Source organism: Stieleria mannarensis, from assembly GCF_014154935.1.
Lineage (GTDB): Bacteria > Planctomycetota > Planctomycetia > Pirellulales > Pirellulaceae > Stieleria > Stieleria mannarensis.
On record NZ_JACEHH010000015.1, the window covers coordinates 63,766 to 77,259 of the forward strand.

At 60.8% G+C, this 13,494-nt stretch carries 13 protein-coding genes; 6 read left to right on the forward strand and 7 right to left on the reverse strand.

Annotated elements, in window-relative coordinates:
• Positions 1–120: 120 nt before the first annotated feature.
• From H1B37_RS12165 to H1B37_RS12175, 3 genes are all read right to left on the reverse strand, one after another.
• Positions 121–783, reverse strand: a complete 663-nt coding sequence (locus tag H1B37_RS12165) for a DUF8091 domain-containing protein (protein WP_182866933.1) — start codon at positions 781–783, stop codon at positions 121–123.
• Positions 783–1,340: an orotate phosphoribosyltransferase gene (gene pyrE, locus H1B37_RS12170; protein ID WP_147867175.1), complete on the reverse strand. Its 558-nt coding sequence runs from the start codon at positions 1,338–1,340 to the stop codon at positions 783–785. The genes H1B37_RS12165 and pyrE overlap by 1 nt, the downstream gene beginning before the upstream one ends.
• A 102-nt stretch (positions 1,341–1,442) precedes the next feature.
• Positions 1,443–2,780, reverse strand: a complete 1,338-nt coding sequence (locus tag H1B37_RS12175) for a L,D-transpeptidase (protein ID WP_353620824.1) — start codon at positions 2,778–2,780, stop codon at positions 1,443–1,445.
• Positions 2,781–3,251: 471 nt separating this feature from the next.
• Here H1B37_RS12175 and H1B37_RS12180 point away from each other — a divergent pair, with 471 nt between their 5' ends.
• The 5 genes from H1B37_RS12180 (at position 3,252) to H1B37_RS12200 (ending at position 9,331) form a co-directional block, all read left to right on the forward strand.
• Positions 3,252–5,300, forward strand: coding sequence for an FAD-dependent oxidoreductase (locus H1B37_RS12180; RefSeq protein WP_182866934.1), 2,049 nt, complete (start codon positions 3,252–3,254; stop codon positions 5,298–5,300).
• 2 nt (positions 5,301–5,302) lie between these two features.
• A complete protein-coding gene (locus tag H1B37_RS12185; RefSeq protein WP_286177669.1) occupies positions 5,303–6,736 on the forward strand; it encodes a cytochrome c3 family protein in 1,434 nt (477 codons plus the stop codon).
• Positions 6,737–6,798: 62 nt separating this feature from the next.
• The gene (locus H1B37_RS12190; RefSeq protein ID WP_182866935.1) at positions 6,799–7,413 is read left to right on the forward strand and encodes a Tll0287-like domain-containing protein; all 615 of its coding nucleotides are present in this window, start codon (positions 6,799–6,801) and stop codon (positions 7,411–7,413) included.
• A gap of 65 nt (positions 7,414–7,478) precedes the next feature.
• Positions 7,479–7,913, forward strand: a complete 435-nt coding sequence (locus H1B37_RS12195; RefSeq protein WP_182866936.1) for a globin family protein — start codon at positions 7,479–7,481, stop codon at positions 7,911–7,913.
• Positions 7,914–8,368: 455 nt separating this feature from the next.
• A complete protein-coding gene (locus H1B37_RS12200; protein WP_182866937.1) occupies positions 8,369–9,331 on the forward strand; it encodes a CHAD domain-containing protein in 963 nt (320 codons plus the stop codon).
• 163 nt (positions 9,332–9,494) lie between these two features.
• Here the strand turns inward: H1B37_RS12200 and H1B37_RS12210 are convergent, their stop codons facing one another.
• The 4 genes from H1B37_RS12210 to H1B37_RS33785 all read right to left on the reverse strand — a co-directional run bounded on the left by H1B37_RS12210 (position 9,495) and on the right by H1B37_RS33785 (position 12,640).
• Complete coding sequence (locus tag H1B37_RS12210; RefSeq protein WP_182866939.1) at positions 9,495–10,508, reverse strand: hypothetical protein; 1,014 nt, start codon at positions 10,506–10,508, stop codon at positions 9,495–9,497.
• Positions 10,509–10,550: 42 nt separating this feature from the next.
• On the reverse strand, positions 10,551–11,798 hold the full coding sequence (locus H1B37_RS12215; protein ID WP_220498173.1) for a M20 family metallopeptidase: 1,248 nt from the start codon (positions 11,796–11,798) through the stop codon (positions 10,551–10,553).
• Positions 11,795–12,382 carry a flavin reductase gene (locus H1B37_RS12220; protein ID WP_220498174.1) on the reverse strand — a complete coding sequence of 196 codons (588 nt, stop codon included), beginning with the start codon at positions 12,380–12,382 and terminating at the stop codon, positions 11,795–11,797. The genes H1B37_RS12215 and H1B37_RS12220 overlap by 4 nt, the downstream gene beginning before the upstream one ends.
• Positions 12,383–12,517: 135 nt before the next feature.
• On the reverse strand, positions 12,518–12,640 hold the full coding sequence (locus tag H1B37_RS33785) for a hypothetical protein (RefSeq protein WP_286177670.1): 123 nt from the start codon (positions 12,638–12,640) through the stop codon (positions 12,518–12,520).
• A gap of 172 nt (positions 12,641–12,812) precedes the next feature.
• On the opposite strand from H1B37_RS33785, the gene H1B37_RS12225 reads away from it, so the two are divergent.
• Positions 12,813–13,412 carry a DUF456 family protein gene (locus H1B37_RS12225; protein WP_182866941.1) on the forward strand — a complete coding sequence of 200 codons (600 nt, stop codon included), beginning with the start codon at positions 12,813–12,815 and terminating at the stop codon, positions 13,410–13,412.
• Positions 13,413–13,494: the final 82 nt, after the last annotated feature.

Sequence of the window (13,494 nt, forward strand, 5' to 3'; positions counted from 1 at the left end):
TCCCCGTGGGTCTGGCGATCAAGGGAATCTTGGGACGATTGAAACCACGGATGGCAAAGCGTACCCGCGGATGAAAATCAGCAGCAAATCGGTGGGCACGCATCGCATGCCGGAGGTCCACTACGCGGCGCGGTAGAGGATGCCGGATCGGTTGCGTCCGATCGGCTCGATCGCCTGGGTGTGTTTGAGCACGTAGGCGATTTTTTGGGCGAACCAGCGTGGTCGTCCCGTCACCCGCGCGATGTCTTCGGTCGTAAACGAGTCGCAATCGCGATCGAGCCCGACCATTTCAAACAGGTCTTCGGCGCTGCGAAGCTCGATCGTCGATTCGATCCGCTCCAGTGAGACATCCGTCACGCGGTAATCTTTGCGCCAGCGACGTCGGTGACGGCGACTGGGGACACGCGTTTGTTCCACATGAATCAGGGCCAGTTCCAAGATCAGGTTCTGGTGCGGAAAGACGCGTGTGAAGTAGATCAAATCTTCGAACAGATCCAACGTGTCGCCACGTTTGGGGCTCAACCGCCGCGAGGTGACTTTGCCCCGTGCGTTTTTTTTCTTCGCGATCCGGGTTCTCAGGATGATCGGTTTGACCACCCGGACGGTGTGGCGATCAAGCAGGGCACGGATCTTGGTTTTGATCGCCGACAGCGACGCGCACTGCACTTCGATCAATTCATCGCTTCGCACTGCATCAATCCGGTAACGCCCGACGACCACTTCGGTTTGTGAGGCGTCACAGGCGTAGTGGAGTTTCAGTTGTTGATGCAGCGACGTTTCCACTATTCCGGCTCGATCCCGAAGTCACGAATGGTGGTCAACGTTTTGAGTTTCAATCCGCGGGCGGCAAACGCGGCTTCTCCGCCGGCCAATCGGTCGATGATACCGATGACTTCGCGGACCTTTAAACCGAATGCTTCGGCCGCCTCGACCGCCTTGAGTGCGCTGCCGCCGCTGGTGATGACGTCTTCAACGATCACCACTTCCTGCCCGGGCTGGACCGGCCCTTCGACCTGTTTGCCCATGCCGTGACCCTTGGGTTCTTTGCGGACCATGAACCCTTTGAGTGGCAAATCCTGTTGGCCGGCGATCGTGACGATCGCCGCGGTGATCGGGTCGGCACCGATCGCCATGCCGCCGACAGCGGCCGGCAGGGGACCAGAGGCTTGGATTTCGGCGAGCATTCCTGCGGCGACCAGACCGGCACCCTTGGGGTGCAAGGTGATCCGCCGGCAATCCAGATAATAAGATGCCTTTTTGCCACTGGCCAAAGTGAACTCGCCGCGTTGGAGCGCTTCGCTGCCCAACAGATCAATCAATGCTTGTTTGCTGTATGTCATGCCATGAATCCCTACGTTTCGGAATGTTTCATCAACGCCGGATTTTCGGTCGCGGAACTCGCCGAAATCATCAGGAGGATGAATCATCAAAGCATGGCATTGTTATCGGCGAATCGTGACAGAGGAACCCTGGCTAAGAATCCCATAAACGTCGTCGGCGTAGTCCCCGGCGACACTGATGCAGCCGTTTTGGGTGGGCTGGACGGTGTTCGGACTGCCGTGGATGCTGATTTGTCCCCCCAGATCCAACCACATCTTGCCGTAGGGGTTGTCGGGGCTGCCGGCCGGGATCGGAACGCCCGATCGGTCGTAGTAGACGTGCGACGTTTGTTTCTCTTGGACGGTGTAGGTCCCGGGAGTCGGGGTCGGATCGTTGCCGACACCGATTTCGAATCGGCCCGCATACAGGTCGCCCAAAAACAGCGTCAATTGCTGCCCCGTCAAGTCGACTTCGGCTCGAAACGGCCCGCGAACCATCTTCAATTCCGTTCCCGGAAGCACCATGACCGGATCTTCCACGCCGTTGATATTGGCCAGCAATTGCGGCGGGACGTCGTATTCTTTGGCGATCTGCACCAGGTCTTCGCTGGCGGTCACGCGGCGGGGCGGTTCCAGCAGGTGGCGGCGCGAATAAATCACTTCGCGGGCCAGCGGATCGAGCCGGCTGAGCAATTGTCGGCGTTGGTCCTCGGACAGATCCGGCATCCCGTAAAAGACACTCAACGTCGCCAGGGCCTCTTTCAATTGGCCTTTGGCGAACATCGCGTCGGCGGTCGCAATCGCATTGATCAGCCCACGGTTTTCGCGGGGGTTCGGGTTATCACCGAGTGCCTCGGTCGCCGTCGACGGCGACTCGTCGGTCATCGTGAATCCGGTTCCGCCAGCGTTAAACGCGGACCCACGCGACGGATCAAACGTCGATGCCGCATCGGAAGGGTCCGGCATGCGGAACTCACCCGGCGTGGAGGCGTAGGAGTCGGCCGGACCGGGCGTCACGCCGGGAACGCCCGGTTCGACCGCCGGCAGTTTGGTGATGGTGTTGGCGACCGCGGTTTGGCGATCGTCGGAGGGTTCCAATTTGGGCGGCAAGTCCGCGAACGAACTTCCAAACGTTCCGGGATTGGAAAACGTTGGCGACGCCGCTGCAGCCGTTGCCGTCGACGCAGGATTCGGTGTCGGCGATGGGGCCGGCGAACTGGCCGAGTCGGCAGCCGGTGATCCTTGAGACGGCGAAAGAACGCCCGCCGGCGGTTCGTCCAATTGCAACCCGGTGGCGACCGCTGCATCGGTCCCAAAGGCTCCACTGCCCGCGTCCTCAATCACCAAGATGTCCTCGATCTCATCGGGCAGCGGCTCCGGTGGAGTGGTCAAGGAGACATAACCGCCGTACAGGACGGTGAGCATCAATACGACGATGGCGGCAGTTTTTATCGTTTGCACGACAGTCCTCCGTGACGGATTCGTGCGAAGAATCAAGCGGGTTAACAATCAAGAGTCACGTCTAGTCAAATCTTCACGACCGTTTCCAGGTCAGTTTGAAAGAATTCAATTCCAGCATCGCCGAATCGACGGCCCGCCAGACGCCCCCGCATAGACGTGCCGATGCCGCGCCGTTGAGCAGGGCGGTGCGACCGTGCGCGTGATTCGCGCTGGGGGGCACGTCCATCCGGCACGCCGACACGAACAATTCTACATGCTAAGGGGTATTTTACTGGCCTTCGCCATGGCCTGTGGCAAAGAGGGGCGTCGAATTTCCGCCAAGTGCTGACAGGGGTGCGGATTGGCGCGGCGGTTGCGTGCGGTGGTGACCCGGCCGGCGATGACAGATCGGCCACCGAGATTCGTAGGCGGCGATCTCGACCAACGATTCCCCCCGGTTCCAACTCCACACGGTTCTGGTTGCCGCCTGATATGGTTGCCGCGTTAAACGCCCCGCTTGCCAATCGCCAGCATGTCCGTCCGACGGTCTCGGACGCCGATGGCGCGACGAAACAACGCCCGCGTTTGTTGATCGTCGGTGGCGGGATGGCAGGATTCGGCCTTTGCGATCGATTGGTCCGCAGCGGCGCGATCCATGAGTACGACGTCACGATCATCGGCGATGAACCCCAACCGGCGTACGATCGCGTTAATCTGTCCAGCTATTTTTCGGGGCGTTCGGCGGAGGATTTGTTGCTCGCGCCGCGGGACTGGTATCAACAACATCGCATCGAACTCAAAACAGGCCGTCGAATCGAGCGGATCGATCGCGACCGGCAATGCGTCGTCGACAACGAAGGCTCGGTTTACGGCTACGACCAGCTGGTCTTGGCGACCGGGTCCCACGCCTTTGTGCCCCCGATCGAGGGTTGTGACAGCGAAGGCGTGTTTGTCTACCGCACGATCGCCGACTTGGAAGCGATCCGCGAGCACTGTGCGTCGCGAAACGTGCGTCGCGGCGGGGTGATCGGTGGCGGCTTGCTGGGCCTGGAAGCTGCCAAGATTCTGATGGACCTGGGGCTTTCGGTCAGCGTGATCGAGATGGCACCGGGTTTGATGCCGCGGCAATTGGATGCCGACGCGGCGGGACTGTTGAAACAGAAGATCCAAGATCTTGGCGTAGAGATCCAACTCGTGCGCCGCACCGAATCGATTCGCGTCGTCGATGAACAAATCCAAGTCCGGTTTGCCAACGCCAGCGATCTGAATGTCGATTTGCTGGTCATCGCCGCCGGAGTCCGCCCCAACGACACGTTGGCAGAGTCGGCGGGGATTGAAATCGGCCCCCGACGCGGCGTGAAGGTCGACCAGCGATTGCAGACCAGCGATCCGAACATCTACGCGATCGGCGAGTGCGCTTCGTTTGGCGACCACGTCTTCGGGCTGGCGGCACCGTGCTTTCGCATGGCCGACGTGTTGGCCCAGCGATTGGCCGGAAAACAGGTGACGTTCAACGGAGCCGACGAATCGGCCGAACTGAAATTGATGGGGGTCCAGGTCGCGACGTTGGGTTTGGCGATCGGAGAATCGCCCGGCGGAAACGTGGTCACGCATCACGATGAATCGGGCTATCGAAAACTGTTGACCGAGCGTGGCAGGATTGTCGGTGCATCCTGTGTCGGTCCCTGGGATGAGCTGCCACAGATCCGTCAAGCGATCGCTAAACAGGCCCGGTTATGGCCGTGGCAACGCAAACGATTCTTGCAAACCGGTTCCCCGTGGTCTCCCGGCGGCGCGATGCCCGTCACCCACTGGCCGGCCGACGCGGTCGTGTGTTCGTGCTTGTCGGTCAGCAAATCGACCATCGTCCAGGCGATCGACGACGGCGCTGGAGAGGTCGATCAGATCGCGCAGGTCTGTGGCGCGTCGACGGCCTGCGGCAGCTGTCGCGGTTTGGTTGCGGAGCTGGCCGGCGGCGCGGTCGAACCGGTCGTGGTTCCCGGCGCAAGGGCCATGCTGGCGGCCAGCGTGATGGCGCTCGTTGCCACACTGGCTTGGTTGATCCTGCCACCGATTCCCCTGACCGAGAGCGTGCAATCATCTTGGCGCACGATCGAAACCGTCTACAGGGGCAATCTGGGACGCCAACTCAGCGGTTTCACCTTGGTCGGTTTGACGGCCCTGGGTTTGGTCTTTTCACTGCGCAAACGCGTCGCCTGGTTCCGCTGGGGATCCTACGGCTTTTGGCGCGCCGCACACGGGGTGCTTGGCATGGCCGTCTTGATGGGCGTCGCCGTTCACACGGGCATGCGGCTGGGGCACAACCTGAATTTCTTGTTGGGCGTTTGCTTCTTGTCCGCCGCGGCACTGGGCGCCGTGGCGGGGATTGCCAGCAGTTTGGAAAGCCGGGCGGCGGGAAACCTGGGGATGTGGATTCGTCGCTGGCGGCCGCGGCTCAGTCGCATCCACCTGTGGGTCACATGGCCGCTGCCGATTCTGATCGCCCTTCACGTGCTCGGTTTTTATTGGTTTCGCGATTGAGCATGATGATTCAACTGAAACCGATCTGGAACGCGTTTCGCGAATCCCCGCACGGGCCGAAATGGTTGACGTGGGCGGCGATCAATCTGTCGATCGCGGCGTACTTCGGCTACGGATTGGTCGCTCCGGCATCGAGTCACAAAACGGTCTGGCTGCCCGGGGAAACCACTCACGGCCACTACCAGATCGAATTGGATTGCAACGCCTGTCATGATCCCGGGCGATCGTCAGAGGGACCGAGCAGTTCGGACGTCATGCAAGATGCCTGCATTCGTTGTCACGGCGAGCAACTGGACCTTGCCAAGGACACTCATCCGGCAAAGAAGTTCCGCGACCCGACCAACGCGGAACGGCTGAAGATCCTGGACGCACAAAACTGTTTGACCTGTCACCAGGAACACGCCCCCGAGCAAACGCTCGCGATGGGGCTGACCATGCCGGCGGATTATTGTTGGCATTGCCATCAAGAAGTCGCCGATTCGCGGCCCAGCCACCGCGGCATGGCCTATGACAGTTGTGCGACCGCTGGATGTCACAACTACCACGACAACCGCGCGCTGTACGAAAAATATCTCGACGATCACCACGGCCAAAGCGACCATTTAGAACTTGCCGCGTTGCCACGGCGTTCGACCGCGGAAACGCTTTCGGGTGCCATTCGCGTCCAAGAGCCGCTGGCAGTTGCAGATGCCGATCACCCACCGTCGTGGACGACCGACGACAGTTTGCTCAACGATTGGGCGACAACGGCGCACGCCATGGCCGGCGTCAACTGCTCGCACTGTCACCGCGGCGACGGTGATTCCACCAGCGACGATGGGGCGTGGTCCGAGCAAGTCGCGATGGAACGTTGCCGGCAGTGCCATCAGCGGCAGGTCGAAAGCTTCATGACCGGCAAACACGGCATGCGATTGGCCGCCGGGTTGTCCCCGATGACGCCCGAACAAGCGCGTCTGCCGATGCACGCCGGTCAAGCCCACGCGGAACTCGACTGCAGCGCCTGCCACAGCGGGCATCGCTTTGACACACCATTTGCCGCCACCGATGCCTGTCTGCGGTGTCACGCCGACGACCATTCATTGGCCTACGGCGACAGTTCGCACGCGGCACTATGGCGCGAGGAATTGGCCGGCAATGGTCCGGCCGGCAGCGGCGTTTCCTGTGCGACGTGTCACCTGCCGCGACTGGACGGTGATTCCGGGATTTGGGTCAATCACGACCAAAACGCGAATTTGCGTCCGAACGAAACGATGGCGCGCCAGGTCTGCACACATTGCCACGGACTGGAGTACTCGCTGAGCGCGTTGGCCGACCCGCAGTCGGTTGCGTCCTGCTTCGCCGAGGCCCCGACAGAGCGAATCAAAAGTGTGCAGATGGCGCATGAATGGTTCCAGCAGCAAGAGGCCAAACGGGCCGCGCGGCGGAACAACCGCTGATCCGAACCACTGAACGATCGATGTTTTCTTTTCTTTGCCACTTGTACCAAGAGATTGATCTGATGAAACGAAGTCTTCAACAACGACTTGCCGCTGCGGCCGCGACCGTGTGCCTGCTGTTGCCCCTGGCAACGCTCCCGGGGTGCAGCGAGAGTGAAGCGAGTTCGACGCCGTCCGGTGGCATCACGCCCCAACAATTCGCCGACGGCGTGCATGCGGTGATGATGGCCGATCGGACCGTGTACGCCACCCACGTCGTCACCAATTTGAACAAGCAAGACGCGCCGGTCAAAGCGTTCGAATACTGGGAAGACACCGAGAACTCGATTCCGTTGCCGGCCCAAATGTTCCGCATGGGCGCCGAATTGGTCGATGAAAACCCCGAAGCCGGTTTCACGTATTCCTTGCGAAGCAAATGGCCGCTCAATGAACAGCACCAGGCCAAGACCGAATTGGAGCAGAAGGCGTTGGATTTCCTGAGCGAAAACCCCGGTGAAAACTTTTACGGGGAAGAAGAACTCGGCGACCAAAAGTACTTCGTCGCCGTCTACCCCGACCGTGCCGTTGCCGAGGCGTGCTGGTCGTGCCACAACGACCACCCCAATCGCGGCGATGACTACCCGGAATTTGCCAAAGACGACGTGATGGGCGGCGTGCTGGTGCGAATCCCGCTTTAAAGGTCGCTCACACTTTCAATTCCAACTCTCCTGTTTCTCTTTCCACCATCTTGAGTGAATGAATCATGACTCCCGAACAAATTGATTTGGTCCAGTCGTCTTGGGAAAAGGTCAAACCGATTTCCGAACAAGCCGCTGAGTTGTTTTATGGTCGTCTGTTTGAACTGGACCCTTCGTTGAAACCGCTGTTCAAGGGCGACATGAAGGAGCAGGGCAAGAAGCTGATGGCGACGTTGAATCTGGCCGTCACGTCCCTGACCAAACTGGACGACATCCTGCCGGCGGTGAAAGACCTGGGCCGCCGCCACGTGAAGTACGGCGTGCCGGATGAAAGTTACCAAACGGTCGGCCAAGCCCTGCTCTGGACACTCCAGCAAGGCCTGGCCGAAGCGTTCACCGACGACGTCAAACAGGCTTGGACGATCACCTACGTCACGCTCAGCAACGTGATGCTGGAAGCCGCCCACGAAGGCGACGCGCCGACCGCGAAAGCGAGCTAAAGACAGTGTCGAACCCTTGTCTCAATTGTTCCCCCCTCAGCCGCTCGCGGCTGACCGGATGCCGCGGACGTCCCGCTGCGCGGACAGGTGGGGGACCGACGAGAGTGTTTTTCTTTTGCCAAGAGACAGACTGAGCGAAAAAGGGTCAGGAGCGAATGGCACGGGCTTAAGCCAATACGCTGAGCCGTAGCCGCTAGCCTCGGTCCTTACCGCCATGTTAAAGGCGCATCAATGACCGCTGCTAGCGACATCGGCTCACGAAGCCCGTGCCATTCGGGTCCTGACCGTTTTTTTCCTGTTTGCCCCTTCTTTCCCTGCTACGCGGCGACCGTCGGCAGCTAACGCCTGCACACCAACACGGATCCACCTGCCAATCGTGTCGCACGATGAATTAGAATGGATGCCGAAGGTCTGATACCAAACGCAATTTTTTGTTGGCAGGATTCGACGTCTCGATGGCTTCCAAGGGCGAGAACACGACAGCCGGGGAGTCTGCGACCAATCTGGGTTCCGCCGATCTGGGGAAGTGGGTCTGCTTGGAAAACGCCCGGGGCTGTGTCGCCACTGCCGCTCGAATCACGCTCGCGTCGCGTCTGGCCGTGGTGCTGCACCATCTGCCCGGGGCCGGGGGACGCGACGATGCATCGATCGAACACGTGCATCAACTGCGTGTCGGCACGCGCCGGGTGATTGCGGCGTTGGAGTTGTACCAGGACGTGATCCCGCGCAAGCGGGCTGATCGGATGGCAGTTCAGATGAAACGGATCCGCCGGGTCGCCGGTGTCGCACGCGATCTGGACGTGCTGTTGATGCGTTATCGCGAAACCCAGCCGCGAAGCTACAAGCGGTTGGCACGCCGTCTGAAACCGCTACGTCGCGAGGCTCGCAAAGCGATCATGCAGCTGGATCACGACTTGATGAAAAAAGATCGCTTGCCCCGACGTGCGAAGAAGTTGCTCGATTCGATCGATTGCAAGCGGGACATCGATTTGGACGAATTCGCCAGAACGCAGCTCGCCGATCAATCGGAGCGATTCTTCCGAAAGTCGAGAAGTGATCTTGAACGGGTCGATCGATTGCACCGCTTTCGGATCCAATCCAAACGCCTCCGCTACACCATCGAACTGCTCGGTGACGTCTTGCCGGCGGAAGTGCGATCGGAGATCTATCCGGTCGTTTGCAAAGTCCAAGACGTGTTGGGGGAACTGAACGATCACGCGATCGCCCGCGGCCGGATGAAGCGACTGGCCAACAGCGAGATCAAGCCGCGTCGCATCAAGCGATTGAAAACACTCGCCAAGAAAGAACAGCGAATGATGGAAGAAACGCAGTTGAAGTTCCATCTCTGGTGGACGCCGGACTTTCGCGACGATCTGGAGAAGTCGGTCGAACGCATCCTGCATGGACTGTCGCATTAGCATCCAATGCATCGGGTGATCGGCGCTTGCACGATTCAGAGTCGGCCGTCGGCGATCAGCCGTGCCAGATCGAAGGTCGCGACGATGCCCACCAATACGCCTTGATCGGTGACCGGCAAGCGGTGCACGTGATGTCGGCCGCGGTAAAATCATGGCTTGCCATCTATAGCTCCAGTTTTTCCTTGAGCAGTCGGTCCAATTCTTCCAGGGTCTCCGGGTTGGTCAGATTTAAAGTCGCGGCCTGGACAAGCCCGCGGACGACTTGGACGCCCGCCGAAGTGCTCGTGCAGACTCCGGTGACCAGGTCGGGTGAAAAACCGAACCCTTTGGTGACGCCGATCACGGAGTAAGGGTCCGAGGCACACAAGACGGTGAACCGCCGGCCATGGCTGAGCCCCGAAACGGCGACTTGTCCATTGTAGGGTTCGATCGGCGACGCGCCCGCTTCGGCGACCAGAACTTCGGGGCGGACTTGTGCGATCCGGCCGACCAGGGCGTCGAAGGCCTGTTGATAGACGTCGGCTTCGCAAATCGTTGATGGAAGTCCGGTGTCGACGAAATCGAACACGGCATCGGCACCGGCATCGGACATCGACAGGATATCGCGGTAGCGTCCGGCACCGGTAAACTTGGCGGCCGCGACGCGCAAGCCCATACGTTTGAGACGCCGAATGATGACTTTGGCCGACGTCGTTTTTCCGGAGGACATCGAGGTCCCGATCAACAGCACGGTCGGGCACTGCAGCTTTGCCGTCGGGACGGGGGCGACAAAGTCTTGCATGGTCACTTTTTCGCCGTTCCGTTTGACATGGCCGCGATAGACCAGGTGGATCGGTTCACCGACAAAGCTGGAGCGGGACGTCACGCGTCCGATCAATCCGGCCGCGGTCATCGCATGCATCGCCCCGTCGTAGGGGATTTCCTGCCAACTGCCGACCGATTCGAGCGTTGCGGCGCGAAAGCCGAACGCGCCGACGATCCAGTCACCCAGGGAAACTTCGATCATCCGGCCCGTCCCCAGTTCGATCCTGCGGCTGGGCGAGGTTTGCGTGACTTCACCGACGACGTAATCGCCGGTCGCCCAGACGTCGCGCGAGAGCAATTCCACATCGAACGGTTGTTCAGCGAGATCCGAGATTCGAGTCAGCGATCCGAACGTCAACTTGGTTTCGCACATCGGTCGCACCTCGTCGCGGGGAAATGTCGCGGAGTAGTTCGTTCAGGTTTCTTCGGGTTGCGTGCCACCGTCGGTCGAGCAGATCAACGGCGACCGATCGTATGCTTGATCCTTCCGCTGCGGGTCGCGATCTGCGATCGGTTTCTCTAACAACAAACATGCCAACAGCGCGGCGCGTTCGGGCAATTTGTCTTCGATGACGTGTTCGATCAGCGCGTGGGCACCGTCACCGACCGCGCCCAGGCCGTCCAGCGTTGCGGTGTGCAGGCTGGTGTAGTTGCCGTCGGATCCGCCGCCGGCGGCGCCTTCGTCGATTTCAATCCCCAGTGCATCGGCGGCCGCTTGGGCGCGATGCCACAAGGCTTGATTACGTGGCGTCGGTTCCAGCGGCGGTCGGCCGATCGTTCCACTGACCTGGATCTGTGTCCCAGGCACTGTCGGCTTGATCGCGTAGATGGCCTGTTCGACCTGCCGTGCGATCGCTTCGGTCCGAACCCGCACGTCGACTTCCGCGCGGCTTTCCGCGGCGACCACGTTCGGCCGCACGCCGCCATCGATCGTCCCCACATTGACCGTGGTCCCGGCTTCGGGATCGTTGAGCGCATGCAGGGCTTGAACGACGTGGGAAAGCTCTAGGATCGCGCTGATTCCCTTGTCCGGGTCCAGACCGGCGTGGGCTGCCCGTCCGGAAATCGTGATCACAAATCGTCCGACGCCCTTGCGAGCCGTTTTCAGTCGTCCCTCGGTGCCGAGTGACGGCTCCATCACCAGCGCCCGATCGACACAGCGGGCCAATTGCTCGATTCGCCACGCCGATTCGCTGCTGCCGATTTCTTCGTCCGAATTGATGAACAAGACGGGGGTGACTGTCGGAGACATCCCCAGATCTTTCAGGGCACGCATCGCGAACAAGGCTTGAACGAGCCCGGCTTTCATGTCGTAAACGCCGGGTCCGTGCAGTCGACCGTCGCGCGACTGGACCGGCATCCGCTTGAGCGTCCCGACCGGCCAAACGGTGTCGCAATGCCCCAGCAACAGCTGCCGGTGGCGATCAGCCCCCGTCACCGCCGGCAGGGCCAACAGTTGACCGCCGGAGGTTGTGCCGCGGTAGCGGCGACAGCGAAATCCGATCGCCTGTAATTCGCTCGCGAACAGATCAAAGACCGGGCCTTGGGTGCTCGGGTCGGCCGACGGCGATTCGATCAGCGCCGCCTCGCGGATCAGGGCGACCATGGCATCCTGCTGGGTGGCCAGCCAACGGAAGATCTTTCCTGCGGTTGCCTTGTTCACGATTCGGGATCCCTGGTCTTTTGAAATCCGGCAGGGAACGGGAACGACTGGCTGCGGTGGACCGTCGCGTAACGTGTCGGGGCCAGGTAGGCCAGCAGCGGGGAGTTGGCGATCACTTCCTGATCATCGACATCCATCGACCGTAGTGCCGCGGGAGAAACCATCGCCGCGACGATGCGACCGGCGATCAGGCTGTTGGCGCCGAAGCCGTCGACGATGCGGTCGAGTTCACATTCGAAAAACAAGGTCGACTGGGCCAGGAATTCGCCATCGATGGTGGTCGCCTTGAACCGCGGCAGCGCGGTCAGGGCGGGTTTGGAATCGTCGCCGCAGCGGGGCGAGGCGGCCAGGCTGGCCAGGACCACTGCGTCGGCGGCCGGAAAGCTGACCGTAAACACTTTGTCGCGGCGAATGTTTTGATAGGTCGCGTGTTCGGGCGTGCAGACGAACCCGAAGTAGTTCTCCCAGCCCAGCGGGGTCGCCATGTGCTTCGGCGCCAGATCGTAGCGGCCGTCCGGCTCGCGTGTTCCGATCACGATCAGTGGGGCGACGGTGAAGAAACGGCCCCAGATCGGAACGCTCACGTCCAGGCGGACCCAATCGTCAGGTTGTTGATTCGTCGAACGCTCCACCGGCCCTACCTCGGATTCTAAGTCGACGCGAATTCTGTCGAAACGTCGCAGGCAGGAGGTGCAAGCGGCGTGCCATTGGGGTGGCATTCAAACGATTCTGCTGGATGAAATCGATCCGTCCGCGGCGATGACCAGGTTGATCGCAGTCTTGTCGTCATTGGACGAATCCGTGACGTTCACGTTTTGCTCGCCTTGGTTCGCGGTCAACATGGCTCTCCCAGAGGTGTAAACTGTGCCGATCGGACGAGGGGTTAGACGCAACCAATGTACCGCGTCGGTCGTACGAGACGAAATCTGCAGCTGCTGACGCGGACCGCGGGCAGAAACCTCGCCCCCCACGAGAAGCATTATCCTGCCCTCACTTCCCTGGTCATCAGGTTTCATGTTACCTGCTGTTTTGTTGCTTGCCGAACATGCCGGCCGATGGGCGCCGTGGCTGGAAACCAGCGGCGTTGTCGTGCTGGCGATCCTGTTGGTGATCGGCTGCCTGGTCGCTTGGGCGACTAACCTGATCGCCCTGCCCGGCAACTGGTTCTGTGTGCTGCTGCTGGCGCTGTATGCCTGGCTGGGTCCGGCATCGGGCCGGCTGGCGATCGGCTATGGCGGGGTGCTGGCAGGATTCGTGTTGGCGTTAGCCGGTGAATTGTTCGAGTTTCTCGCCGGTGCGGCCGGTGCCAAACGCGCCGGGGCGAGTCGGAAATCCACGCTGTATTCGATTATCGGATCGATGGCCGGTGCGATCACCGGCGCGATCGTCGGCGTTCCTGTGCCCGTGATCGGATCGGTCATCGCGGCGATCCTGTTCGGCGGAATCGGCGCGGCCGCCGGAGCGATGTACGGCGAGTGGACCAACGGAAGGACGTGGAAAGAGAACTGGTCGGTCGGGCATTCGACGTTTTGGGGCCGCACGTTCGGGACGCTCGGCAAAGTCGTCGCGGGACTGTTCATCGTGATCCTGGTGATCGCCGCAATCCTGGTCTAGTGCTGCGCCGAAACTTGATTTGGGATCGGGCGGCGGGAATCGGGTAAGAAGATTTGGAAGGTGAGAAAATGATGAAATGCAC

Coding starts and splice junctions, on each gene's coding strand:
- pyrE (WP_147867175.1), bottom strand. CDS start 1,340: ATGACATACAGCAAACAAGCATTGATTGATCTGTTGGGCAGCGAAGCG.
- H1B37_RS12180 (WP_182866934.1), top strand. CDS start 3,252: ATGGTTGCCGCGTTAAACGCCCCGCTTGCCAATCGCCAGCATGTCCGT.
- H1B37_RS12185 (WP_286177669.1), top strand. CDS start 5,303: ATGATGATTCAACTGAAACCGATCTGGAACGCGTTTCGCGAATCCCCG.
- H1B37_RS12190 (WP_182866935.1), top strand. CDS start 6,799: ATGAAACGAAGTCTTCAACAACGACTTGCCGCTGCGGCCGCGACCGTG.
- H1B37_RS12195 (WP_182866936.1), top strand. CDS start 7,479: ATGACTCCCGAACAAATTGATTTGGTCCAGTCGTCTTGGGAAAAGGTC.
- H1B37_RS12200 (WP_182866937.1), top strand. CDS start 8,369: ATGGCTTCCAAGGGCGAGAACACGACAGCCGGGGAGTCTGCGACCAAT.
- H1B37_RS12210 (WP_182866939.1), bottom strand. CDS start 10,508: ATGTGCGAAACCAAGTTGACGTTCGGATCGCTGACTCGAATCTCGGAT.
- H1B37_RS33785 (WP_286177670.1), bottom strand. CDS start 12,640: ATGTTGACCGCGAACCAAGGCGAGCAAAACGTGAACGTCACGGATTCG.
- H1B37_RS12225 (WP_182866941.1), top strand. CDS start 12,813: ATGTTACCTGCTGTTTTGTTGCTTGCCGAACATGCCGGCCGATGGGCG.